Source organism: Pseudomonas silesiensis (assembly GCF_001661075.1).
Classification (GTDB): Bacteria; Pseudomonadota; Gammaproteobacteria; order Pseudomonadales; family Pseudomonadaceae; genus Aquipseudomonas; species Aquipseudomonas silesiensis.
The window spans coordinates 404443-429229 of record NZ_CP014870.1 but is presented as its reverse complement, the minus strand read 5'-3'; the positions used below and the strand labels follow the sequence as shown (position 1 = coordinate 429229).

The window sequence follows — 24787 nt, the reverse complement described above, 5'->3', positions numbered from 1 at the left end:
GTAATGACTTTACCGCATCTGACGAACCTCTAGAATGCCGAACTCAGAAAGCAACGCTTCACATGAGGATGCACCTATGACCGCTTACTACTACCTGGCCATTGCCATCTGCGCCGAAGTGATCGCCACCGTTTCGATGAAAGCGGTCAAGGGTTTCAGCACGCCTCTACCATTGATTCTGGTCATCGTCGGTTATGGCATTGCGTTCTGGATGCTGACGCTGGTGGTGCGCAGCGTTCCGGTGGGCGTGGCCTACGCCGTCTGGGCCGGTATGGGCATCGTGATGGTCAGCGTCGCGGCGCTGTTTATTTATGGGCAGAAACTGGATGTGCCGGCGATGCTGGGGATGGCGCTTATCGTATTGGGCGTCGTAGTGATCCAGCTCTTCTCCAAAACCGCCGGGCACTAAGACCTGGAACTCGATTCACTGTGGGAGCGGGCTTGCCCGCGAAATCGATGTGTCAGGCAACATTTGTGTCGACTGGCACACCGCTTTCGCGAGCAAGCCCGCTCCCACAGGTGCTTCAGCCCTTCCAATCCTCGAGTCTGTATACTGCGCCCTCGTCTTGAACACTGAGGTCGCCGCATGCCATCCGTTATTTCCACCGACGTTCTGATTGTCGGCGCTGGTGTCGCCGGGCTCTGGCTGAATGCGCGCCTGCGCCGCCAGGGTTTTTCGACCGTGCTGGTGGAAAGCGCCAGTCTCGGCGGCGGGCAGACTGTGAAATCCCAGGGCATCATCCACGGCGGCGCCAAGTACGCGCTGCATGGCGCCCTGACCGGCGCCTCCGAAGCCATCGCCGACATGCCACGCCGTTGGCGTGAAGCGCTGGCCGGGGACGGTGAGCTGGACCTGACCGGCGTGCGCCTGCTGTCCGAAGCGCATTACCTCTGGTCTCCCGGCACCCTTGCCGGCAACCTCACCAGCTTCTTCGCCAGCAAAGCCGTGCGCGGTCGCGTCGATCAGGTCACCGGTGAGCAATTGCCACCGGCCCTGCAAGACAAGCGCTTCAAAGGCAAGGTCTATCGGCTGGCGGAACTGGTGATCGATGTACCCAGCCTGATCCAGCGCCTGGCCGATCTGGCCGGCGACAGTTTGCTCGCCGGGCAGAAGATCGAACCGTTGCTCGAGGGTGGGAAACTGATCGGCCTCAAGGTGGACGCGCGCGAGATCCGCGCCCAGCGCATCGTCTTGAGCGCCGGCGCCGGCACCGCGAGCTTGCTTGAAACACTGGGGCTGACCCACCCCGCCATGCAACGCCGGCCGTTGCACATGATCATCGCCAAAGGCCCGGGCCTCAAACCGCTGTACGCCCACTGCCTGGGCGGTGGGACCAAACCGCGTATCACCGTGACCACGCACCCGGCTGCCGACGGCCAATGGGTCTGGTACCTGGGGGGCGATATTGCCGAAGCCGAAGGTGTCGCCCGTGAACCCGCCACGCAAATTGCCACGGCCCGCAAAGAACTCGGCCAGTTGCTGCCCTGGATCGACCTGAGCACGGCGCAGTGGGCGACCTTGCACGTGGATCGCGCCGAGCCGCTGCAATCGGGATTGACCCGCCCCGACAACGCGTTTCTTGCCGAAGAAGGCCGACTGCTGGTCGGTTGGCCCACCAAACTGGCACTGGCGCCGGACTTCGCCGACCGCGTCATCGGTTCTTTGCAACGGGATGGCATCCAGCCAGGCCATCCGGCACCGCTGCCTGAACTGCCAAAACCGCCGATGGGCATTCCAGCCTGGGAGCAACTGCTGCCATGAGCCTACCGACCCTGCACGATCTGCATCGCCCTCTGGGCAGCACCGGCCTGCTGGTTTCGCCCCTGGGCCTGGGCACGGTAAAACTCGGCCGCGACCAGGGTGTGAAGTACCCCAACGGCTTCCAGATCCCCGACGATGACGAAGCGCGCATGCTGCTCAAACTTGCGCGCGACCTGGGCATCAACCTGATCGATACGGCCCCGGCCTACGGCCGCAGCGAAGAACGCCTTGGCCCGTTATTGCGTGGTCAGCGTCAGGACTGGGTGATCGTCAGCAAGGTCGGCGAAGAGTTTGCCGACGGTCAGTCCCGGCACGATTTCAGTGCCGCGCATACCCGACTCTCGGTGGAACGCAGCCTGCAACGTCTGGAAACGGATTTTATCGACCTGGTGCTCGTGCACTCCGATGGCAACGACCTGGCGATCCTCAATGACAGCGAAGTCTATGCAACCCTTGCCGAGCTCAAACGCCAGGGCAAGATTCGCGGCTTCGGCTTTTCCGGCAAAACCGTCGAAGGCGGTTTGAAGGCTCTGGAACAGGGTGATTGCGCCATGGTCACCTACAATCTGAACGAACAGAACGAGAAGCCGGTCATTGACTATGCTGCTGCCCACGGCAAAGCCATCCTGGTCAAAAAAGCCCTCGCCAGCGGTCACGTCTGCCTGAGCCCGGGCGTGGACCCGGTGCGCGCCAGCTTCGAATTGTTGTTTGAACATCCGGGTGTCGCCAGTGCTATTGTCGGGACCATCAATCCGCTGCACCTCGCCCACAACGTCTCGACCGCTGCCCAGGTCCTACGTAAAAACTGATGCCGCCAACGCGGCCTTAAGCAGGAGCCGACATGCCGCGTACGCTCATAAGAAAGAACCCGAGCAACTTCAAGACCCTGCCGTTATTCGTCGAAGCGACTCCTGAAGGCTTGAGTTATCAGAGCGTCGGGATGCCGCTCAATTTTTCCCAGACCCTGCAACGTCGCCGCCCGGTGACCGTGGCCGACACCGAACGCTTCGCCCTGGAGCTGGCCAACCTGGGGGTCTCGGTGCGCCTGACCCTGCATTGGCAGAATCGCGATTACTGGGTGTTGGTGCGTCAGCGGCGGCAAGACCGTGGCGATGTGGTGCTCAAGCTGATCTCCGGTTACGTGCCGGCCCACGAGCTGAACCTGCCGCTTCACACGGCGATCCAGGAGATTGCCGAAGAGTGCCTGCTGGAAACGCCGGAAGGCTGGCTCGGCGGACGTTTCAACGACACCTGGTTGCCAGCGCCCTACTCTTCAGCCCTGCATTACCGTGAAGCCATGCCTTTTCGCCTGACCCCGTTGTCCGGCGCGGCGCGACCGGTGCGTTGCGCCAATATGCAACTGATCGAACGACCACGGGCTTACGTGCACTTGCCGACCGCTTCGTTGCAATTGATCTATGACTTGCGCCTGGACGTGCCCAAGGAAGCCAAATCCCTGAGCCTGTTTCATGTCGATGAGCGACTGGAAGGCGATCAACTGGTGGCCCGGCTCGACCGCAAGCGTCCCGACCTTTATTTGATGCCATTGCAAGACGGCCAGCCGTTGGCCGAGCTCTTTACCTTGAAAAAGGATCAGTTGTACCCGGCGAGCACTCGCGGCTTGTACCTGGCTGAAAGTTTCGCCCGACAGGAAGGCTGGCTGGTGCGCGATGAGCGGATTCGCTGGAAGGATTGGGTACGGCAGCAGGGGTTGACCCCGCCGGGGAAGGACTCCGGTCTGGCGCGGTTGCGCGGCAAAGCGAAGCAATTGCTGAAGAAGATCGTGCCGCGTAAGAAGGTCAGCCTGTAGGCGCTGCGGTTGATCGTTCCCACGCGGAGTGTGGGAACGATCAACGCGTCATTCGGACTGGCGGATCTTCTCGACGATCGCCGTGGTCGAGCTGTTTTCAACCAGCCCCAGCACTTTCACGATGCCACCGTAAGCGGTCACGATGTCCGCACCGACCACCTGTTCGATCCCGTAGTCACCGCCCTTGACCAGCACGTCCGGCTTGACTTCGCGCAGCAGGTTTTCCGGGGTGCCTTCCGGGAAGCTGATCACCCAGTCCACGGCGCCCAGACCCGCCAGTACGGCCATGCGACGGTCGACGCTGTTGATCGGACGACCTGGCCCTTTCAACCGGCTGACCGACGCATCGTCGTTGACCGCCACAATCAGACGGTCGCCCTGGGCGCGCGCCTGTTCGAGGTAGGTCACATGGCCGGCGTGCAGAATGTCGAAACAACCATTGGTGAAGACGATTCTCTCGTTGTGCGCACGCGCATCGGCGACCGCCAGCACCAGCTGCTCGAGGCCCAGCACACCGCGCTCGGAACCTTCTTCACGCTGGATGGCCCGACGCAATTCCGGGGCGCTGATGGCCGCCGTACCGAGCTTGCCGACCACGATGCCCGCCGCCAGGTTGGCCAGGGCCACCGCGTGAGGCAGTTCTTCACCGGCGGCTATCGCTGCCGCCAGGGTGGAAATCACCGTGTCGCCAGCACCGGTCACGTCGAACACTTCACGGGCACGGGCAGGCAGGTGCAACGCCGGATGATCCGGACGCAGCAGGGTCATCCCGTGTTCACCGCGTGTCACCAGCAATGCGCCGAGATCCAGGTCATGCATCAACTGCGCGCCTTTGCTCACCAACTCGTGCTCATCGGCGCAGCCGCCGACGATGGTTTCAAATTCGCTGAGGTTCGGCGTGATCACGCTTGCACCACGGTAAATAGAGAAATCCTTGCCCTTGGGGTCGGCCAGCACCGGAATGCCGCGGGCACGGGCGGCCTGGATCAGCACCTGATGGTTTTTCAGCGCGCCTTTGCCATAGTCCGACAGTACCAGCACCTTGATGCCTTCGAGCAGTTCGTCGACTTGCTCACCCAACGCCAGGGCGTCGGTGGCGAAGGGTTCTTCGAAGTCGATACGCAGCAGTTGCTGGTGACGACTCATGACCCGCAGCTTGACGATGGTCGGCTGGTGCGCGATGCGCTGGAACAATGCCCGCACGCCCGCGCCCTTGAGGCTATTGACCAGGCTGTCGGCGGCTTCATCGTCACCCGTGACGCCGACCAGCGACGCCGGGGCACCGAGGGCGGCAATGTTCAACGCAACGTTGGCGGCACCGCCCGGACGGTCCTCGATTTGCTCGACCTTGACTACCGGTACCGGCGCCTCAGGGGAAATCCGTGAGGTACCACCATGCCAGTAACGGTCGAGCATGACATCGCCAACCACCAAGACAGGGGCTTGATCGAATCGCGGCATGGACAACTTCATGGTGCAACCCACATACAAAATGAACAGGGGCGCGATATTAACACAGGCTTGGCGTGGGCTTGTGTGACGGCTGCAACGGGATGATCAGACTTGGGTTTTCCATTCATGACTGACCGGACGCATTGCACGTCGGGCGTGCGAGAGGGCGAGCCAGGCCCACCCTCTCGCCGGCTCAGGCGATGCCGGCTGATACCGGTTCGTCCAATCCCATCGCATGCAGGCGCGAATAGTAGCCATTTTGCGCCAGCAACTGGGCGTGGGTGCCACGCTCGACGATTTCGCCGTGGTCCATGACCAGGATCAGATCGGCTTTCTCGATGGTCGACAAGCGGTGCGCGATCACCAGGGTAGTGCGACCTTTCATGACATGATCCAGGGCCGCCTGAATATGCCGCTCGGACTCGGTATCGAGCGCCGACGTCGCTTCGTCGAGAATCAGCAAGGGTGCATTCTTCAACAGGGCACGGGCAATCGCCAGACGCTGACGCTGTCCGCCGGACAGCAACACGCCGTTTTCCCCGACCTGAGTGTCCAGCCCCTGGGGCATTTCCGAGATGAAGTCCATCGCGTAGGCATCGGTGGCGGCCTTCTCGATATCGGCACGCGGTGCATCGGCCAGGTCACCGTAGGCGATGTTGTTGGCAATGGTGTCGTTGAACAGGGTCACATGCTGCGTGACTTGCGCCACATGCCGACGCAGATTGCGCAGGCGATAGTCTTCGATTTCCACGTCATCGAGCAGGATTTCGCCGATGTCGTGGTGATAAAAACGCGGAATCAGGCTGGCCAGGGTCGACTTGCCGCTCCCGGACCGACCGACCAAGGCGATCATTTGTCCCGGTGCCGCAGTGAAGTTGATGTTTTTCAGCACTTCACGCTCGGTCTCCGGATACGTGAAACTCAGGTTGCGCACCTCCAGGTGGCCGCTCACGCGATCACGCTCGACGGTGCCGTTGTCGACCTCAGGTTCGACGTCCAGCTGCTCGAAAATACTTTCGGCACCGGCGACGCCTTTCTGGATGGTCGAGCTGACTTCGGACAGCTGTCGAATCGGCTTGGGCAACAGACCCGCCGCGGTGATGTAGGCCACCAGATCGCCGGCGGAGGCGTCACCACGCAGAAACAGCACCAGGAACATCAGCACGGCCATCGCGGTATAGATCACCAACTGCAGCATCGGGGTGTACACCGCACCGGTCTTGGTCATGCGCAATTGTTTGTCGGTGTTGCCCTGGCTGGCTTCGGCGAATCGACGTTTTTCATAGCTCTCGCCACCAAAGCTGCGCACGACGCGATACCCCTGGATGGTTTCAGAGGCCACATGAGTCACGTCGCCCATCGCCACCTGGATTTTCTTGCTCTGCTTGCGAAATTTCTTGCTCGTATTGCCGACCATGAACGCGATGATCGGCAGGATCGCCAGCATCACGATCGTCAGTTTCCAGTTCATCCACACCAGATAGGCAAACAGGAACACCACGGTCAGGCCTTCACGGATAACCACCTTGATGGCGTCGGTGGCGGCGCCGGTCACCATGGTCACGTTGAAGGTGATGCGCGAGATCAGATGCCCGGAGTTGTGGGTATCGAAATAACGGTTGGGCAGCACCAGCAGCTTGTTGAACAACTCCACACGCAGGTCGTGGACCAGGCCCAGGGAAACCTTCGCCAAAAAGTAGTTGCCCAGAAATGACCCCAGACCTTGCCACGCGGCGATCAGGATGATCAGCAGCGGCACGGCCATCAGCAACTGCAAGTCTTTCAGGTAGGGGACATTGGGGAAGAGCACCGCTTCAGGATTGCTCAGGCCATCGACGAAATATTTCAGAATCCCCGCCAGCATGGGCTGAGTGGAGGCGAAAATCACGAAGCCCACGATACTCAGCAGGAAAAGGCCGGTATAGGGTTTTACATACCCCAACAGCCGAAAATAGATTTTCAAGCTGGAATCCTGTCCCGCTTTGGGCGGTGCGTCACTCATCGTAGAGCTCACTGGTTAGGAAGAACGCGAAATTTTATCACAAGCGCCGGAATCGGCCCGCGCCCATACCAAAACACCGGCCAGACCTACGGGCAGCCAACTGATGAACCACTCCGCCCTTGGCGTTCCGGTCAGGCTGGCCGCGTCGAACTGCATGGCCAGGGATGAAAATAGCCAGATGCCGATGACTCCTTGGCCATAGAGCGTTTCCCGGGCCTTCCAGGCTTGATACAAGATTGCAATCCAGGCTGCGCACCACAATATCAGGCCTGGCACACCCAGCTCGATAGCGACATGGGTGAACAGATTATGCGCATGATCAAAGTAAATGCCGTCGGCGAACACTCTGTAGGCACCGCCGAGCCCCAACCCCTGCCAGGGATGTTCGGCGATCATTTGCAGGCTCGCCATCAGGATTTGCGGACGATAGGAAACACCGCGGGCCAACACCAAAGGTTCGAGAAACCAGAAAGCCAGCATCGCTACTGTCAATGCCGACACGGCAATGATGCGGCTGCGACGATTGCGGCACCAGATGGGCATGGCAAGCAGCGTCAGGAACAACGCCAACGCAGCACCACGGCTCTGGCTAAGCACTACGAACACCCCAAGCAATCCCAGCGCGAACGCCCAGGCTGCTTGCAGCCAGCGATCGCGGGGGACCCAATGAACAAGCCACACAGCCGCCAGCCCAATGACGTACCCACCCAGGATCGGATGAGCCAACTCGCCCAAACCCTCGACGCGCGCATACCAGACGTTGCCATTGATCAGGTAAAATTTGACCATCGCGGCCAACGCAGTCAACGCCAAACCCATTCCGCCCCATTGCATGACGCGTATGACCCGCTCGGGCCGGGCATTGGCAAAGACCGGAAAGAACAGCAGAAACACACCGATGTACAACAAGCGCTTGGCTTCGCGACCCGGCTCCTCGACGTTGGTCCACGACAGACTGATCAATGACCAGACCATCAGGCCAAGCAATGGCAGATAGACCCAGCGCTGCTTATCCAGCAACTCCGCGAGCCTGGCCCGTGCTGTCCAGGCAAACATCAAGGCGGGCAGCCAGAGCGTTGCGACCAGGCCCTGCTGATAGAGTTTATTGGTAGGCGCAACGGCGATGGCCAACAGGAACCACAGCAGACCGATCGTCATCCATGCTTGCGCCCAGCGTGTTTCCTGCATCAATGTGCTCCTTGATTGGTTCGCCCCGCCTAACCCGGCATGGTTAAAACTGAAACTTTTCGGCATCATTGCCCGCCACAGTGCCCCGCTATTCCAACAAGGCTTCCTACGATGCAATGCTCCCGACTTGCGCAAGACGCTTTAAATCGAATGATTGAAGGCGCCAGAATACTGGAGGCCGATAGCTTCGGCCCGAAAGTCTACCTGTTGCAGGATGGGAATATCCTCAAACTGTTTCGACGCAAGCGTATTTTTTCTTCCGCGATGTTTCGTCCGTATTCGAAGCGCTTCATCGACAATGCCATTGAACTGCAAAAACTCGGTGTGCCTACCTTTGAGGTCCTGGAGTTCTTTCGACTGCAAGCCCCCGGCATGACGGCTGTGCTGTATCGGCCGCTGCCCGGAGAAACCCTGCGCCAGATTGCCGACAAGGAAGGTTTCAACTGGCAACAGAACCTGCCTGCTCTGGCAGGCCTGATCCGCAGCCTGCATGCGTCGGGGATCTATTTTCGGTCATTGCACCTGGGAAACATCGTGGTGACGCCGGACAACCGCATGGGCCTGATCGATGTGGCGGACATGCGTTTCCTGCAGGCACCGCTGCCCAGGCGCCTGATCAAGCGCAACCTGCAACACTTCGCCCGCTATATTGCCCGAGAGAACCTGAACGGCAGCTTTCCAATGCGAGCATTGGAGCAAGCCGTTCTGCCGTCATGAAAGCAATTGGCGGGCGACCTGACTGAAGTCCGACCATGCCTGGTCCGGCGCCAGTTCCAGATACTGCCTGGCGGCGACGTCTTTCGCAGAGACGCTGAATGCGCGCACGATGGCATCGCTCCAGGCACTGACATCATCGACGGCGGCGTACCAACCCGTATGAGCGAGCTGCTCGCGGAACACCGCCAACTCGCTGGACATGACCGGCACACCCGCCATCACGGCCTCTTGCATGATCAGCCCCAACCCCTCGCTGAGCGAAGGGATCGCGACCCAGTCGAAGGCACTGTAAAGCTGCGCAGCCTCGTCCAGATGACCGGGCAACGTGACACGGGCACTTAATCCCAGGTGGTCGATGCGAGCTTGCAGCGCTGCCCGGGTCGATCCATCGCCAATGATCACCAGGCGCAGATCGGGTCGTTGTTGCAAGGCCGAAGTAAAGGCGTCCAATAGACACGCAAAACCCTTCTTGTCCTCGAATCGTCCGACCGCACCGAGCACCGGCGTATTGTCCAGGGGCAATCCCAACCGGGCACGGGCCTGTTCTCGCGTGAGCACTGCCGAACGGAAGGAGGCGGGGTCGAACGCACTGCGCATGGTCAAAACGGGCAATTGGAGGTCGCGGCTCAACTGGTCGGCCAGGGTATTCGACACGGCGACCAGGGTCAGCCGGGAAGACGCCGTAAGCTCCTCGAAGAGTGCTCGATCCGCAGCACGCAGCCGCGTGGAGCCATGAAAAATCACCACCGCGCGGATCCGTGGCAAATTTTTGACAAGTGGCAATAGCGTCCGTGCGACGCCCAGACCATCGAGCAGCAGCAGGTTCGCCTCGCTCTGCAACAGCGCCTTCTGAAAGCCGGCCAGCATCCAGGGCTTCGTCAGCCGCCAGAAATGCCGCCCTTTCAAACGGGCAGAGGACAGCTTCCATTCCCGGGCGTCGCCAACGCTCAGCCCACACTCGGACACGCTGCCTTGCAGCAGCCAGGTCTTCACTGATGCAGTGGGGCACGCCTGCGAGAGAATTTGCTGATGAACCTTGTGAATCGACGCATAAGGAGCACCACCGGACCACATGACGTTAAGGATATTCATAGAGCAACAAGCCAATGCATGGGTCCCGGGTGGCAAGCGGTGGTGCACTTAGTTGATGAACCAGCCAATGCAGACTCCCAGCAATAGTAACAATCCGGACTTCACATGATCACGTCGACTGCGCCGCGCCTTGCGCCGACGTTCAACCGACGTCTGTACATGAAGGCCAAATCCGGTATGCCGAACGGCATCCCCTTCCAGCGTCACGGCGGTCAAATCAAGCTGTGCGTAACGTTGCGACAACGCTTTCTCGCCACCGTGTTCGGCAAATGGGGCGCAAAGCCGATATTCCTTCATGCGACGCAGCCCGGGATTGAGCGAAAAACTCTGCCACTCGGGTTTATCGGAGATTAGCGGGTAACACGGCACCCCACCGACAATTTCACGTGCTCCCAGGTGAATGTAGGGGCTGTGAACACACAGATCGTAGATATAGTTGCGCAACCACACCTGGAGAATTTCCGGGCGCAACTCGAGGATGGCCATGGAGTCTTCCACAAACCCCGGGCGATAGAACTCCCAGTCATCCTCGCAATGAAAGATGTAAGGCGTGCTGACGTGTTCGTACGCCAGATCGATCGACGCCAACTGGCCAAGCTTCGGGCGATTGACGAACACCGTGCAGTGATCTTTCCAATGGACGGGAATGACCGAGTGCACCTGATCATCGCCTGCATCTTCGGTGATGAAGACTTCGCGGATGGCGGCGGTATTGAACCGGTCAAAACTCTCGAGAGTTATTTTGAGCAGGTCCAGGCGGCCACAGCTGGTGACCACTAATGTGATGTTGCTTTCGTTAGAGAAGTGCACCTGATTCCCGATTAAACTCAAAGTGCCAGCCCTATCATCGGCTAGCCAGCCCTTGTCAAACGCCCAGTTTCAGACGCACTTTTTCCAGCAGCCCCAGCGGGGCCCCAGGGCGCAGTGCAGGCTCGAGCGCTTCGACGATACGCTGGCCAATCCGCGCAAAACTGAACTGGCTGACCGCCAGTTCGCGACCATTGGAGGCGATGCGCTGCGCAAGCTCCGGGTCGGCCCGCAATACGGCCAGCTTCTGCTGGAGCTGCGGGACATCTTGATAGAGCACCACATTATGCATGTCCTGCAAACCCAGCGCGCTGCTTTCCGCCGAGCCCTGATCGTAGGCCAGTAACACACAGCCACACGCCATGGCCTCGAAGTTCTTGATCATGAATTCACCCATGCCGACATCGGCGCTGACGAAGAAGCGAATGCGGTTGAGCGTGTCGCAGTACTCTTCACCGGATTTGGTGCGCGTGACGACCATCGATTCGACGCGTCCCAACTCATCGAGCAGTGCCTTGCGGCCACTGTAGGCGACGCTGTTGGTGCTGCCGACAAACGCCAGCTCGATGTCCCGCTCACGACCCTGGTCTTGCAGCAACGTCTGGTCGTACCCCTTTGGAACGAATACCGCGTCGAAGCCCTCTGCGCGCAAGCGCTCGCTCACCATGAAACCCGAGCTGATCACCCGTGCCCAGGGCAGCTTGTGATAATGGGCGCTGAACTTGCCGGTGTATTTGCACGGAATGTAATTCTGGTAGGCATCGTGCTCAAGAATGACCAGGTTGGGCACGGTCTGGATGAACCTCACCTGCCTGATTTCTTTTTTGAAGCGCAGAAAAAACACGATACGGTCATAGCGGGTCACATCGACATGCTTGCGGAAATACCCACGCAAGTCGTCTTGCTCTTCACTGGTCAATTCGCGCTTGTCGCACTCGCAATGCTCGGCGATGCCGTCATACAGCCGATCGAGAATCGCCCGCTGCTCTTTCTGCACCAGAAACAGGACTTTCAATTGGACTCTCTCTTTCCAGACAATTCCCAGACCCAGAACAACTCGTGGCGTCGCACCGCTTTACGCATAAAATCGTTTTCGCCGAACGCCCGCCAGCGTCGAGCCGCCAGGCAACGTTGTATCGCCCGGCGCAGCAGACGCTTGAAGGGAGGCCGGGGCTGAAGGTCGTGCATCATGCCCAGCGACATAGCCTTGCGCAGCTGGCTGTCGGTCGACAGACACAGGGTCCAGGGGCGCAACGATTCATGCACGCCGATCTGGGGCGGCAGTGCCACACCCGTGCCCGCGTCGCCCATTGGCCAACGATCGTTGTCGTGCAGGTGATTGGCGTAATGCAGCAATGTTTCGGGCTGCCACGCGGTGCCGCTCAAGGCCTGCATCACCGCTTGCTGCGAACACAGGTGGTCCGGATGGGGATCCAGGTGCGGGTGCGGCAAGACAATGACCTGAGGCTCGATGCGTTCGATCAACTCACGCAAATCAGCCAGCAGATTATTCCAGGACGGCAGGCCATCGACGTCACTGCCCAAGGCGAATGGATTGAATCGGCGGAAATATCGGGTATCGCCCAGCTGTGCTTCACGGGACGCTATGGCCTCGGTCGGTGCGCTCTGCATGGCAGGCAACTGCAGGCAAAAATAGCCCAGTTGAATACAGCGTTGCGCAGGCACGCCTCCCCACAACGGCACACTGACACTGTCCCAGGCGCGCAACGAGCCCTTCAGCCGGGACGCTTCGACGTCATCGAGCCCCATCTGTCGATAGTGCCCGGCCTCGATTTCACCGGCGGTGATGGTCACGATCCAGCTTTGTTCGGCACCGCTGTACAAACCGAATGCGGCCAGCTCGGCGTCGTCGGCGTGGGGTGCGATCACCATCACCCGCTGACGGCTGTAATCCGGATGTTCGAACGCCGAGAGCACCGGCTCGCCGAGCAATCGGCAGTAACGTCCGCGCAGTCGCAACTCACCCTGTGACAGTGCAGCGGCCTGCCCCGTGAGATTGAGGTAACGCAAACCATCGACGCCACGCTCGAAGGTCTGGCGGTCCGGATCGGCACCACCGACCAGCTCGACAACGGGATCGATAAAACGTCCCAGCCAGGTGCTTTTTATCCGCAGCGCCAATATCAGCGTGGCGTTGTCGACCAGCATCACGCCCTCGTCCAGCCGCAACCGGTCCCCGTCCAGGTGCACCTTGGGCTGCTGGGTGTACGGTGGGAAGCTGTACTGATAATCGTCTGTGGGCGAATAGAACAGATGATCGGCAAACCATGCCTCGTGGGCAATCCAGCCCAGCACCGCGAGCACCACCGGCAGCCACCAGACCACCAGTACGCCGCAGGCAATCAACAGCACCAGCGCAATCAACAGGCCGATGCGCTTGTTGCGCCGATGGCGCTTGAGCAGTTGCTGTTTGCGATTCATGGGCTGGCTCATACGGTGAACACCGGTACAGGATTGCACCAGCGGTCCTTGTATTCACGGTCGGCGCGACCGAAAGAAAAGCGCAGGGGTTTGTCCAGCGCCCGGGCATGCTCCCAGGCGCTTTGCGTGTTGAGAAAACTCAAGACGCTGCCGGGACTGAACTCACGGGTTTCAGGATCGACGCCCCCGTTGATGTACTCGACACTGATCCACTGGGGTGTCTCCACACGGTAGACCAGTTGAATCGCTATCGGCGCATCGTTGAGGAAAATCACCGAGCCGATCAACAAGTCACGCAGCAACTCGATAACCTCGGCCATGCGTTCGGCACCCGTCGCCGGAAAACCCCAACGACGCTGGAACAGGTCGCAATAGATAGCCGCCAGCTCGCTGCTGGAAAATTCGCTGACCGGTCGCACCACTCCACCCGCCTCTTCCAGCAGACGCAATTCGCGGCGCTGGTTGTAACGGAACTTCTTCGACAGTTCTTCGGGAGTGCGGGCCATGGCCAATTGTTCGGCCTGCAACCTGATGCCGGTAAAGCGGCCTTCATTCAACGCCGACAGATAGCGCCCGCGATGGCGCAGCGGGGCTTGGGCATCGGCAGCGGCCGGCAGAATGAATTCGGCATTGCCGAGGTCGAACAAACCCTTTTTACCTCGGCGCTTGAGCACATCCTTGGACAAGGCCAGGTCACGCCCCCAGGTCGGAATAGCGGCTTTGACTTCGCCGTTTTGCTCCCAGGCCAGGTAGCGCACCGGGATGTCCGCCAGCTGCGCCAGCCGTTCGACCACCATGGGATGAGTGGCGACACTGCCGCCATAACGTTGCCAGGTCTCGGCGTAGATCGAGGCGTCGACTGCCGTCCAGCCCCGTTCTCGCCAGCCTTGAAATCGGTTGAGCATCAGCCCCTCGGTGCCAGTTCGGTGACCGGCGGCAAACGCCAGAAGGCGTCACGCACCGCGCGGTCGGAGAAGCGCTCTTGCAAGCGGTCGAGCATCAGCTCGGCACACTGATGACGTTGCTGTTCGTCCATGGCGGCCAGATGTTGCAGGCCTTGAGCCAAACGCCCGGCATCGCCCAGCGGAAACAGAATGCCTACGCCTTCGACCACTTCCTTTGCGCCGCCACACGCCGTGGCGAGCAACGGCACACCGGCGGCCATGGCCTCCAGCAACACCATGCCGAATGGTTCGTGATCGGAGCTCAGGGCAAATGCATCGAAGGCACGGAAATAACGCCGGGCCTCGGGTACCTGGCCGAGGAACAGCACGCGGTCGCCAATGCCCAGCTCACGCGCCAGGGCCTTGAGGTCCTGCTCCAGTCGACCGGCGCCGAGAATCACCAGTTGGCTGTTGACCGGCAAACCCGGCAGCGCTGTGGCAAAACCTTGCAACAGCGTGTCCTGATCCTTGTCCGGGTGCAGTCGCCCGACGTTGCCGACGATCCACGCATCCATCGACAGACCGAGGGATTCCCGAGCTTCGCGAACCGACACCTGGCTCTCTTGCAAGGCCAGTACGTCGATTCGGTTATAGAGCGTTTGAATACGCGCGGCCGGCCATTTCGGCAGGCAACTGCGCATGTCGTCACGCACCGCATCGGAAACGCCAAGCAGGCACAAGCGCTTGCGGAAAATATTCGCGAAGAGTTTACGGGTGCCACGCTTGTAATCGTCAAAGGCGTGATGCACGCCAATCACAGGCAGCGAAGTGCCCAGCAAGGCGATATAAATCGGCTTGAAACGGTGAGCTATACAGAAACTGAAATTGCGCGAGGCGGCGATCTTGCGCAAATCGCCGATGGCGCCCAGCTTCAAGCCACGAATGGCCTTGGAGCTGTATTCCATGAACAGCACTTCATCGCAAGCGCAGCCCGCGGCCACTTCGGCATCGGCGGCCCCGGTCAGAAACACCGTGGTCACTCGATAACCGGTCCCCGCGAACAGGCTGGCGTACTGCCGGGCGCAGTCCAGGAACGGCCCGTCATAGCCGTGACAGAACTGCAGCACATGGCGTTCAGCCGAGCGTGTCATATGCGTTCGCGCCCTCTTTGACCACCAGGATGTCTTCCATGATCAAATACTGTAGATCGGAACCGAAAAACATGTTCAGGGCGTCCGTCGGCGAGCAGATCATCGGTTCGCCACGACGGTTGAGCGAGGTGTTCAGCGACACGCCGTTGCCGGTCAGCACTTCCAGTGCCTTCATCATGTCGTAGTAGCGTGGGTTGTATTCGCGCTTGAGCACCTGGGCTCGGGATGTGCCGTCTTCGTGGACGACTTCCGGCACGCGGGTTTTCCACTCTTCCGCCACTTCAAAGGTGAAGGTCATGAACGGCGCCGGGTGATCGATCTTGATCATCTGCGGTGCAACGGTGTCGAGCATCGACGGGCAGAAAGGCCTCCAGCGCTCGCGGAACTTGATCTGGTGGTTGATGCGGTCAGCCACGCCGGTCGCACTCGGGCAACCAATGATCGAACGACCGCCCAAGGCGCGCGGACCGAACTCCATGCGGCCCTGGAACCAGGCTACCGGGTTGCCATCGACCATGATCTTGGCGATGTTTTCCGGCATGTTCTCAAGCTTGCGCCATACCGGCTTGCTCGGGTGACGGGCGCATGCAGCGAGGACGTCTTCGTTTGTGTACGACGGGCCGAGGTAAACGTGTTCCATCTTCTCGACCGGCACACCACGGGCGTGAGACACATAGGCTGCCGCGCCGACCGCGGTGCCGGCATCGCCGGACGCAGGCTGCACGAACAGCTCTTTAACGTCATCGCGGGCGATGATTTTCTGGTTCAGCTTGACGTTCAACGCACAGCCACCGGCGTAGGCCAGCTTGCCGGTTTCCTTGAGCACGTCGCCCAGGTAATGGTCGATCATTTGCAGCGAGATTTTTTCAAACAGCGCTTGAATGCTCGCGGCGTAGTGGATGTACGGCTCGTCGGCGATGTCGCCTTCGCGCTTCGGTCCCAGCCACTCGATCAGCTTCGGCGAGAAGTAGTAGCCTTTGCCCTTCTCTTTGTAGCGACGCAGGCCGATGACGTTGGCGTAGTCGGTATTGATCACCAGCTCGCCGTTTTCGAACGAAGCCAGGCGCGAGAAATCGTATTTGCTGGCGTCGCCATACGGCGCCATGCCCATGACCTTGAACTCGCCATCGAGCATATCGAAACCGAGGAACTCGGTGATCGCGCCATACAGGCCGCCGAGGGAGTCCGGATCGAAGAATTCCTTGATCTTGTGGATCTTGCCGTTTTCGCCGTAACCGAAGAAGGTCGTGGCGTACTCACCCTTGCCGTCGATCCCCAGGATTGCGGTTTTCTCCTTGAAGCCGGAGCAGTGGTAAGCGCTGGAGGCGTGGGCCAGGTGGTGTTCGACCGGCTCGATCTTGATTTTCTTCGGATCGAAGCCCAGTTGCTCAAGGCACCAGACAATCTTGTTGCGATAGCGCTTGTAGCGACGGTTGCCCATCAGGATCGCGTCAAGGGCGCGGTCCGGGGCATACCAGTAACGCTTGGCGTATTGCCAGCGGGCCTTGCCGAACAGGCTGATCGGTGCGAATGGAATCGCTACCACGTCAACATCGGACGGCTTGATGCCAGCCTGCTCGAGACAGAATTTCGCCGATTCGTAAGGCATGCGGTTCTTTGCATGTTTATCGCGTACAAAGCGCTCTTCTTCAGCTGCCGCGACCAGCTTGCCGTCGATGTACAAGGCTGCGGAAGGATCATGGCTAAGGGCGCCGGACAGGCCAAGAATCGTCAATGCCACAGGGGTCTAGCCTCTTTAGTCTGCATGCAGGCGCAAGGCGCCTCGAAAATTGATGTGCCCCTCGCGAGGGGCGAGAGACAGCTAAAGGGCGGGATTATAGCGTAAACATGGCGGGAATGACCCTGCGGTTGTTTACACAGGTCTGTCGCGGCAGAACGCATCGCAATTGCGGTGCCGTCACCTGATCCAGAGGCTCCCGTCCTCGCTCTGGCGATAAATGGTGTAAGGCAGGATGATCGTGTCCAGTACCCCGGAGGCGACGAGGTCGAAAAAGATCAGGGGAATAAAGCCCACTTGTGCTCCACCTGCCGTATAGCTGGGCGGAGAGTTGAGTATGCAGAAGTCGTAGACCAGACCGCTGTAGGCGCGAGGGACGGATTGACAGTAGGTCTGCCTTTGTCGGAGATCCTTTGCCGTTTCGGCGTCATCCTGCAGTACCGTGACCGCGGTCCCGCACCCGGATAAAGCCAGTGAGAAAGCTCCGATTACAACAGCCCTTTTTATCGTCACGACCTGCCCTCCAAGTACATCAGGCAAGCTAGCATCGTGGCTATTCAGAGCATAGTTCACGGGGTCTGGAGATCATGTAGGACATTTCAGAAGAACTTGTCCTCTGGTGACACTCGCGGCATTTTCGCTGGATGTGCCGGCCTCTTCGCGAGCAAGCTCGCTCCCTCACTGGATCAGTGTCGCGCACGTATTTTGTGTACGGCCGAGAACCACTGTGGGAGCGAGCTTGCTCGCGATAGGGACTCAGGCAGCGCTGGAGATGTCTCTGGGCAGACGCTGATCGATGACTCGATAAAGCGCACTGGCCTCGGGCCAGTTACGCATGAATCTTGCCCGATCCCGCGCATACGCCGGCGCAAAGCTGCCCGCAGAGCCATGCTGACACATCGAATCCAGGTCGATCAGCGCCCAGCGATCTTCCTGCCAGAACAGGTTGTGCCCCTTGAAATCCCCATGGCTGATCCGCTCGCGAATCAACTGCGCAAACAAATGATCCAGCGCCACCAGTTCAGCCTCCGGCGCATCGCCGCTCTCAATGTACGGCGCAAAGCGCTCAATGATGTCCGGCCCAGACAGGTGCTCGGTGATCAGATAAGCCCGGTTGCGCAACCAGAGAAACCGCCTTTCCAGCAACGCCAAGGGCTTGGGCGTGGCAATGCCAAGAAACGCCAGCCGATTGCCTTCGCGCCAGGAGTGCCAGGCCCGGCTCGGGCGCCAGAAGCGTTTGAGCCAGTGGGCGAAGCCCTTGATGTTGTAGCGCTTGATCACCAGCGTACGGCCAGCCACGTCGACCTTGCCGACGCTCGCCGCACCGCCGGTCTTGTACAGATGGCCCTGATCGAGCAACGCGTCGGCCTGCGCCAGCACCGGCCGCATCGCGGCTTCTTCCTCGCGGCGAATCGCCCGCAAGCCGAATGGCCCGCGCTGGACACTGAACAGCGTGCACTCACGACCGACCTTGATCAGAAAGTCTTTGAGGCGCCAGCGCCGAACCTTGTCGATCTGCGCCTGCAAGGCCTCCATGGGCAAGGCATGCTCGCCGTTGCTCAGCAGGTAATACACCAGCAATTCTTCGGTGAAGGGCTCCAGCGACTTGGGCAACTGGGCAAAAAACACGCCGAGGTTTTCCAACACTGTCTGCCGCGACAGCGGTTTGCCGGCCGTCTCGACACGGATGCCCGCGCCATCGATCAAATACAGCCGGCCGCGCTGGCGCAGCAGATTGTCCAGATGCAGGTCTTCCTGCCACAGGCCTTTGCGGTGCAGCTGACCAATCGCCCCCAGCGCATCGGCCAGGACCGCCGATTGCTCATCCGCCAACACGGGCAAAGTCTCGACCCGCTTCCAGGCCTCCCCCAGGCTCTCGGCGCCTTCAAGGAAATCAAACAGCAGCCACCCGCCCTCGCCCTCTTTCAGGCCGTCGGCCAACAGCTGCGGGGTGGTCAGGCCCTGGGCGGCGAGCAGTCGCACACCCTCCAGTTCACGCTGAAAATGCCGCGCCGCCTTGCTGCCGACCAATAATTTGGCCAACACCGGCCGACCGCGCCAGACTCCGGCGCCGACATAACGCTGCCCGGGCAATACCCGCAACAGGCTCAGCAACTGCAACTCGGCAGGACCGGCGGCATCGGCCAGTGAAATACTCATGGGCAGGCCAGGACTGCGGCCAGCATTTTTCAGCTCGGACAAACGCATCAGCGGGTCTCCTTGTGGCTGCGTCGCGCGTGCAGGCGGGTCAGCCAGCTATCGATCAGCGTGCTGTCCCGGGGTTGATCCAGATAGGCGGCCAGTAACTCGCGCAACTGCGCTTCGGTCCACTCCGGCGCCCGGCGCAGCAACGGCTCCAGGTCTTTGGCCCGGTCACGCGAACCGAACAATAATGGCCGGGTCTTTTCCAGGTCGATCAGTTGGGCCTGATAACCTTCGCCGGTGGCCTGGAGAAAAATATGCTTGGGGTAGAAGCAGCCGTGAACCTGACGCGCGCCATGAAGACGCCGGGCCAATTGCCCACAGGCCTGCAGAATCATCGAGTGCTGGGCGGCGCTTAAATCCGACCAGCGCTGCAAAAACGAATCCAGGTCATCCCAGCCGTCGAGGGCACGGGTCAACAGAATCGCCCGAACCTCGCCATCGACTTTGCGCTCACCGAAAAACGCCGCCTTCAGTGCGGGAATCCCAAAGCGCTCATAGCGACTGATGTTGCGAAATTCCCGGGCAAAACTCGGCTCGCCAAACGGTGCATGCAAGGTGCGCATTTGATAGTTGCTCTGGCGCTTGAGGTAGTAACCCTGACCTTCCAGATCCAGCCGAAACACGCTGCTCCAGCCACCGCGCGCGGTGTTGGGCTCATCCACGGCGTCGAGTTGCCTGGCCCAGAGTGCATCGAAGGTGTCGAGGCCGTGACGCGCGAGCAGCGCCCGGTCTTGCGCGGCGAGAAAATCAGTCATTCGCGCCCCTCGAAAAATCTCACCACGTGCCGGATCCTTTTTTTGTCAGCTGCATCGAGCCGGGTCCGTTGCCGGTATTGCAGGTAAAAGCGCAGGCGCTGGGTGGCCGACAGTTGATACTTGGCCACCTTGTCCAGGCAGGCCAGATCCTTGGTAATGCGGTATTTGAGCCAGAAGCCACGCCAGAAGTCGCCGTTGGGGCAGTCGATCAGAAACAACCGGGCCTGATCGTCGATCAACAGGTTGCGCCACTTCAAATCGTTATGGGTGAAGCGATGATCGTGCATGGTCCGGGTGTAGCTGGCCAACTGTCGACTGACGGTGTCGACCCAGGCGCGGTCCGCCAGCTTGGGATCATGCCGTTCGGCCAGGGCGGACAGATCTTCGGTATTGGGCAGTTCGCGGGTGATCATCGCGCCGCGATCATAAGCCGCGCCGCGCCGCTCCAGCCCCCAGGCCACCACCTCGGCCGTGGGAATGCCCCACTTGGCGAAGCGCTTGAGGTTCTGCCACTCGGCTTTGACCCGGGGCTTGCCCAGGTAACGACGCAGCCCCTTACCCGCACCGACGTAGCGTTTGACGTAATAGTTGACGCCATTGCGCTTGACGCGAATGACCTCGGACAGCAGGTCATGGGTCAAGCGCTCACCCTCGAGCGCAAACACTGCCTCGAGGCTGCCGAAATCTTCTGCCAGATCGCTGTAAGCAGGTTCCAGTTTCCAGCCTGGCATCAGAGCGCGTCCCCGTATCGCTGTTTACGCTCATAGAGCTTGTTGGCCTTGCCTTCGAGCCAGCTGAGCAACCCGGCTTCTTCGCCGAGGATCTGGCGCAAGGGCTGCTGGAAATAGCCCTTGAGGAAACGCAGTTTGTCGCGACGGGTCAGGCCGATGTCCAGCGCCGAAAAATACAGCGCCGCCAGGTCCTTGTTGCGCCAGCGCTGGGTAATCGTCGGGCGGGTGTGGGCGCGGTGCAGGTCGATTATCGACAGCTTCAAGTCTTCAGCCGTCACCGGTCTGTCGGTGTGCAGCAGGAAGTGGCAGATGTAACAGTCGCGGTGATTGACGCCAGCGCGGTGCATCATGCCGGTCATGCGCGCGACTTCGGCAATGAGCGCACGCTTGAGCTTGGGCAACGGCGGCTGCTTGACCCAATCGATACTGAAATCTTCGAGGCTGACGGTGGGTGCCAGTTCTTCGGTAATGATGAACGAGTGTTGATCCGCCGGGTTGCTGCCTTTCTCGCCGTAAGCGACGGCGGTCATGGTCGGCACGCCGACTTCTTGCAGGCGTTGAATAGCCTTCCATTCCTGGCCGGCACCGAGCACAGGCAGCTTGACTGTGATCAGATTCTTGACGATCTCGCCCCAGCCAATGCCGCGGTGGATCTTCACGAAAAAGCCATTGCCATCAACCACGGTACGCAGGGTGCGGCGCGCTTCAAGCTCGCGATACACCTCGCCCTCGAGCTTCTCGACTTCGGCGAACGGGTCGCGTCCGGCCCAGAGGCTCTTGAACGGTTCAGCCAGCATCAACTTCATTGCGCGTGCTCCGCGAGAATCACATCGGCCGCGTGCTGCGGCATGCTATAGAGGTCGGCCGTCTCGGCGAAGGCCAGGCCGTTGCGGCTCCAGGCCGCCCGCGCTTGATCGTCGTTCAACATCCCCGTCAGGTATTGGGTCAACTGTGCCTGATCGAAAGGCTCGTCCAGCACCAGACCGGCATCGGCCTCGGCGATGTAATGGGCATAACCACACACCGCACTCACCAGCACCGGCAACCCGGCCACCAGGGCTTCAAGCAACACGGTCCCGGTGTTTTCGTTATACGCCGGGTGAATCAACAGATCGGCACCGAGCAGGAAACGCGGGATATCGCTACGACCCTTGAGGAACGTCACGTTGTCCCCAAGGCCCAAGGCGGCACTTTGCATCTGGAATAACTTGGGGTCGTCCTGGCCAATTACAAACAACCGGGTGCGTTTCTTCAGGTCCGCGGGCAATGCGGCCAGCGCCTTGAGGCTGCGATCCACACCCTTGGTCTTGAACCCGGAGCCGATCTGCACCAGCAACAGTTCATCGTCCTTCAGCTTGAATTCGGCGCGAAACCCGGCGCGAATTTCATCCGCGTCCGGTGGACGACGACGGTCCTGGGCGATGCCTGGCGGCAGCAGATGGAAGCGCTGCAGCGGCGTGTCGTAATGCCTGATGAACAGCGGCTGCTGGACCTCGGAAATCATCAGCACTTCAGTCTTGGCGTCCTTGGCGAACACCGCGCGCTCGTACTCGGCGAAGTGTCGATAGCGACCCCAGCGACGGTACAGCGAGTTGCGCAGATTCTGCGCCTTGTCTTCGAAGCAACCGTCGGCGGCGTAGTAAACGTCCAGGCCCGGCATCTTGTTGAAACCGATCAAGCGGTCTACCGGACGCTTGGCCAAGTCCGCTTCCATCCACTCGCTGAGCTTTTCATTGCGCCGATGGTTGAACAACGCCTTGACCGGCGCCACCAGCACTTCGAAGCCCGGTGGGATGTCACCTTCCCAGATCAGCGTGTAGACGCGAATCTGATGGCCTCGCTGCTGGCATTCCAAGGCGATACGCATGAAATCGCGCTGCAAGCCGCCAAAGGGAAAGTACTTGTACAAGACAAATGCCAATTGCATCAGCGCAGCTCCTCAGCCAGTAACAACGTGCTCAATCGGCTCGCGACACGCTCGGGGTTCAGACGCGTGAAGCACAGGGGCCACTCGCGCTTAAGATCAAACTGACGGGCATCTTCAGCTGTCGGTTGATACGTACATTTCTTTTGCATACACGGCGCACAAGGGAAATCGCTGGCGATGTGAATCTGCGATTTACCATAGGCACCGGTAAGGCCCGGGTTGGTCGGGCCGAACAACGACAGCGTTGGCACATCCAGCGCCGCGGCGAGGTGCCCGAGTCCGGTGTCCACCGCGACGCAGGCTTGCGCCCCGGCCAGCACCTTGCCGACGCCCGCCAGGTTCAGCTTGGGCAGCACTTCGACGTGTTTCATGTCTTTGGCGATGCGCTCGGCGCGGGCTTTCTCGATCGGATTACCCCACGGCAGCTTCACCGCCACACCGAGAAAGCCGACACGCTCGGCCAGCTCGCGCCAGTAGGCTTCAGGCCAGTGTTTGGTGTCCCAAGTGGTGCCGTGCAGGAACACCACGTAAGGATTCTTGCGCGGCAACTCCACCAGTCGTTCGACGTTCAAGCCGTAATCGCCCATGCCTTTTGGCAGGTCGTAACCCAGGGCCACGGCAAATAGCTGACGCACCCGCTCCACCGCGTGTTGCCCACGGGCCACGGCCAGACGCCGGGAATAGAAGCGTGCGGCAATCGGCTCACGGGCCGAGTTTTTATCCAGCCCGGCCACCGGGGCTTTGGCATATCGGGTCAGCAAGGCACTTTTGAGCAGGCCTTGGGCATCGATCACCAAATCATATTTGTTAGCGCGAACACTTTGCTTGAAGCGCTTCCACTCGCCACTCTTGATGGTCTGCCAGATATTCTTGCGCCAGCGACGAATCGCCACTGGAATCACCTTGCCCACAGCCGGGTGCCAGGTCGGAATTTCGGCAAAACCCTCCTCCACCACCCAGTCGAACTGGATGCCGGGGATCGCTCGCGCCGCGTCGGTCAGCGCTGGCAACGCGTGAATCACGTCGCCCAGCGAAGAAGTCTTGATCAGCAGAACCCGCAAATTATTTGACCTCGACCACAGTGCCCTGCAACCGCTGCAAGGCTTCGTTCACCGCATGCGGCATCAGCTGACGCAGGCAGTTGTAATGCCCGAAGCGGCACGTGCGATCGAAGCACGGACTGCATTCGATGCCCAGGCGCACGATCTCGACGTGTTCGGCCAATGGCGGCGTGAAGCCCGGCGAGGTCGAGCCGTATACCGCCACCAGCGGGCGATTCAGCGCGGCAGCGACATGCATCAGACCGGAGTCGTTGGAGACTACCGCGTCGGCGCAGGACATCAGGTCGATGGCTTCGGCCAGGGACGTGCCGCCACTGAGGTTCACCGACTCTTCACGCAAGCCGGGAATCAGCCGCGACCGGATGTCTTCGCCAACGCCATGATCGTTCTTCGAACCGAACAACCAGACTTGCCAGCCTTCACGAATCTTCGCTTCGGCGACCTTGGCGTAGTGTTCGGACGGCCAGCGCTTGGATTCGCCGAACTCGGCACCGGGGCACAGCACCAGCAACGGACGGTCTAGGGTCAGACCGAACTTGGCCAGCGCCGCTTCCCGGCTGACCGGATCGATTTGCAGGCTCGGCCGCGGATAAGGCTTGGGCAGCTCAAGGCCGGGCTCGTAAGCCAAGGCCATGAAGCGCTCGATCATCAGCGGGTAGCGTTCTTTGTCCAGCGTGCGCACGTCATTGAGCAGGCCATAACGGAACTCGCCACGCCAGCCGGTGCGTTTCGGGATACCGGCGAAGAACGGCACCAGCGCCGACTTCAGGGAATTGGGCAGCAGGATCGCCTGGTCGTACTGGCCGGCCAGGGATTTGCCGATGCGTCGACGGGTCGCCAGCTCCAGGGCGCCGTGGCCGAGCGGAAAGCTCAAGGCCCGTCGCACTTCGGGCATGCGCTCGAGAATCGGCCGGCTCCACTCGGGGGCCAGCACGTCGATTTCGCATTGCGGGTGGCGTTGCTTGAGGCACTGAAACAGTGTCTGCGCCATCACCATGTCACCGACCCAACTGGGCCCAACGATCAGAATTTTCATGTGGTTTCCATAAACGAACCGGGGAGG

The 24787-nt window shown here is 60.4% G+C and carries 23 protein-coding genes; 5 read left to right on the top strand and 18 right to left on the bottom strand.

Features of this window, described 5'->3' with window-relative positions; all coding sequences use genetic code 11:
• Nucleotides 1-76: 76 nt before the first annotated feature.
• The 4 genes from PMA3_RS01890 (at nucleotide 77) to PMA3_RS01875 (ending at nucleotide 3572) form a co-directional block, all read left to right on the top strand.
• On the top strand, nucleotides 77-409 hold the full coding sequence (locus tag PMA3_RS01890) for a DMT family transporter (protein ID WP_008027887.1): 333 nt from the start codon (nucleotides 77-79) through the stop codon (nucleotides 407-409).
• 177 nt (nucleotides 410-586) lie between these two features.
• The gene (locus tag PMA3_RS01885; protein WP_064675580.1) at nucleotides 587-1762 is read left to right on the top strand and encodes an NAD(P)/FAD-dependent oxidoreductase; all 1176 of its coding nucleotides are present in this window, start codon (nucleotides 587-589) and stop codon (nucleotides 1760-1762) included.
• On the top strand, nucleotides 1759-2571 hold the full coding sequence (locus PMA3_RS01880) for an aldo/keto reductase (protein WP_064675579.1): 813 nt from the start codon (nucleotides 1759-1761) through the stop codon (nucleotides 2569-2571). The genes PMA3_RS01885 and PMA3_RS01880 overlap by 4 nt, the downstream gene beginning before the upstream one ends.
• A gap of 32 nt (nucleotides 2572-2603) precedes the next feature.
• Nucleotides 2604-3572 (top strand): hypothetical protein, encoded by a 969-nt coding sequence (locus PMA3_RS01875; RefSeq protein ID WP_064675578.1) that lies wholly within the window; start codon nucleotides 2604-2606, stop codon nucleotides 3570-3572.
• A 48-nt stretch (nucleotides 3573-3620) separates the two neighbouring features.
• Here PMA3_RS01875 and hldE read toward each other — a convergent pair whose 3' ends face one another.
• The 3 genes from hldE to PMA3_RS01860 all read right to left on the bottom strand — a co-directional run bounded on the left by hldE (nucleotide 3621) and on the right by PMA3_RS01860 (nucleotide 8214).
• On the bottom strand, nucleotides 3621-5045 hold the full coding sequence (hldE, locus tag PMA3_RS01870) for a bifunctional D-glycero-beta-D-manno-heptose-7-phosphate kinase/D-glycero-beta-D-manno-heptose 1-phosphate adenylyltransferase HldE (RefSeq protein WP_064675577.1): 1425 nt from the start codon (nucleotides 5043-5045) through the stop codon (nucleotides 3621-3623).
• A 172-nt stretch (nucleotides 5046-5217) separates the two neighbouring features.
• Nucleotides 5218-7026, bottom strand: coding sequence for a lipid A export permease/ATP-binding protein MsbA (msbA, locus tag PMA3_RS01865; RefSeq protein WP_064675576.1), 1809 nt, complete (start codon nucleotides 7024-7026; stop codon nucleotides 5218-5220).
• Between the two features lie 15 nt (nucleotides 7027-7041).
• Entirely contained in the window at nucleotides 7042-8214 is a 1173-nt protein-coding gene (locus PMA3_RS01860; RefSeq protein ID WP_064675575.1) for an O-antigen ligase family protein, read from the bottom strand.
• A gap of 150 nt (nucleotides 8215-8364) precedes the next feature.
• On the opposite strand from PMA3_RS01860, the gene PMA3_RS01855 reads away from it, so the two are divergent.
• Nucleotides 8365-8931 carry a BUD32 family EKC/KEOPS complex subunit gene (locus PMA3_RS01855; RefSeq protein ID WP_237140684.1) on the top strand — a complete coding sequence of 189 codons (567 nt, stop codon included), beginning with the start codon at nucleotides 8365-8367 and terminating at the stop codon, nucleotides 8929-8931.
• Here PMA3_RS01855 and PMA3_RS01850 read toward each other — a convergent pair.
• The 15 genes from PMA3_RS01850 to waaF form a co-directional block, all read right to left on the bottom strand.
• The gene (locus PMA3_RS01850; protein WP_064675573.1) at nucleotides 8926-10023 is read right to left on the bottom strand and encodes a glycosyltransferase family 4 protein; all 1098 of its coding nucleotides are present in this window, start codon (nucleotides 10021-10023) and stop codon (nucleotides 8926-8928) included. The two genes, PMA3_RS01855 and PMA3_RS01850, sit on opposite strands and share 6 nt — an antisense overlap.
• Before the next feature lie 48 nt (nucleotides 10024-10071).
• Nucleotides 10072-10833, bottom strand: a complete 762-nt coding sequence (locus PMA3_RS01845; RefSeq protein WP_064675572.1) for a hypothetical protein — start codon at nucleotides 10831-10833, stop codon at nucleotides 10072-10074.
• Between the two features lie 55 nt (nucleotides 10834-10888).
• Nucleotides 10889-11845, bottom strand: coding sequence for a glycosyltransferase (locus tag PMA3_RS01840; protein WP_064675571.1), 957 nt, complete (start codon nucleotides 11843-11845; stop codon nucleotides 10889-10891).
• Nucleotides 11842-13272, bottom strand: a complete 1431-nt coding sequence (locus tag PMA3_RS01835) for a PIG-L deacetylase family protein (RefSeq protein WP_064675570.1) — start codon at nucleotides 13270-13272, stop codon at nucleotides 11842-11844. The genes PMA3_RS01840 and PMA3_RS01835 overlap by 4 nt, the downstream gene beginning before the upstream one ends.
• Nucleotides 13273-13280: 8 nt before the next feature.
• Complete coding sequence (locus tag PMA3_RS01830) at nucleotides 13281-14177, bottom strand: antimicrobial resistance protein Mig-14 (protein WP_064675569.1); 897 nt, start codon at nucleotides 14175-14177, stop codon at nucleotides 13281-13283.
• Nucleotides 14177-15307 carry a glycosyltransferase gene (locus PMA3_RS01825; RefSeq protein WP_064675568.1) on the bottom strand — a complete coding sequence of 377 codons (1131 nt, stop codon included), beginning with the start codon at nucleotides 15305-15307 and terminating at the stop codon, nucleotides 14177-14179. Before PMA3_RS01825 ends, PMA3_RS01830 begins: the two co-directional genes overlap by 1 nt.
• On the bottom strand, nucleotides 15291-17048 hold the full coding sequence (locus PMA3_RS01820; RefSeq protein ID WP_064675567.1) for a carbamoyltransferase family protein: 1758 nt from the start codon (nucleotides 17046-17048) through the stop codon (nucleotides 15291-15293). Before PMA3_RS01820 ends, PMA3_RS01825 begins: the two co-directional genes overlap by 17 nt.
• Nucleotides 17049-17225: 177 nt before the next feature.
• Nucleotides 17226-17558, bottom strand: a complete 333-nt coding sequence (locus PMA3_RS01815; RefSeq protein WP_064675566.1) for a YceK/YidQ family lipoprotein — start codon at nucleotides 17556-17558, stop codon at nucleotides 17226-17228.
• A 243-nt stretch (nucleotides 17559-17801) separates the two neighbouring features.
• Entirely contained in the window at nucleotides 17802-19253 is a 1452-nt protein-coding gene (locus PMA3_RS01810) for a lipopolysaccharide kinase InaA family protein (RefSeq protein ID WP_064675565.1), read from the bottom strand.
• Nucleotides 19253-20005: a lipopolysaccharide kinase InaA family protein gene (locus tag PMA3_RS01805; protein ID WP_064675564.1), complete on the bottom strand. Its 753-nt coding sequence runs from the start codon at nucleotides 20003-20005 to the stop codon at nucleotides 19253-19255. Before PMA3_RS01805 ends, PMA3_RS01810 begins: the two co-directional genes overlap by 1 nt.
• Nucleotides 20002-20736, bottom strand: coding sequence for a lipopolysaccharide kinase InaA family protein (locus PMA3_RS01800; RefSeq protein WP_064675563.1), 735 nt, complete (start codon nucleotides 20734-20736; stop codon nucleotides 20002-20004). Before PMA3_RS01800 ends, PMA3_RS01805 begins: the two co-directional genes overlap by 4 nt.
• Nucleotides 20736-21542, bottom strand: coding sequence for a lipopolysaccharide core heptose(I) kinase RfaP (rfaP, locus tag PMA3_RS01795; protein ID WP_064675562.1), 807 nt, complete (start codon nucleotides 21540-21542; stop codon nucleotides 20736-20738). The genes PMA3_RS01800 and rfaP overlap by 1 nt, the downstream gene beginning before the upstream one ends.
• Nucleotides 21539-22663 (bottom strand): glycosyltransferase family 4 protein, encoded by a 1125-nt coding sequence (locus PMA3_RS01790; RefSeq protein ID WP_064675561.1) that lies wholly within the window; start codon nucleotides 22661-22663, stop codon nucleotides 21539-21541. The genes rfaP and PMA3_RS01790 overlap by 4 nt, the downstream gene beginning before the upstream one ends.
• A complete protein-coding gene (rfaC, locus tag PMA3_RS01785; RefSeq protein WP_064675560.1) occupies nucleotides 22663-23724 on the bottom strand; it encodes a lipopolysaccharide heptosyltransferase RfaC in 1062 nt (353 codons plus the stop codon). The genes PMA3_RS01790 and rfaC overlap by 1 nt, the downstream gene beginning before the upstream one ends.
• Before the next feature lies 1 nt (nucleotide 23725).
• Nucleotides 23726-24760: a lipopolysaccharide heptosyltransferase II gene (gene waaF / locus PMA3_RS01780; protein WP_064675559.1), complete on the bottom strand. Its 1035-nt coding sequence runs from the start codon at nucleotides 24758-24760 to the stop codon at nucleotides 23726-23728.
• Nucleotides 24761-24787: the final 27 nt, after the last annotated feature.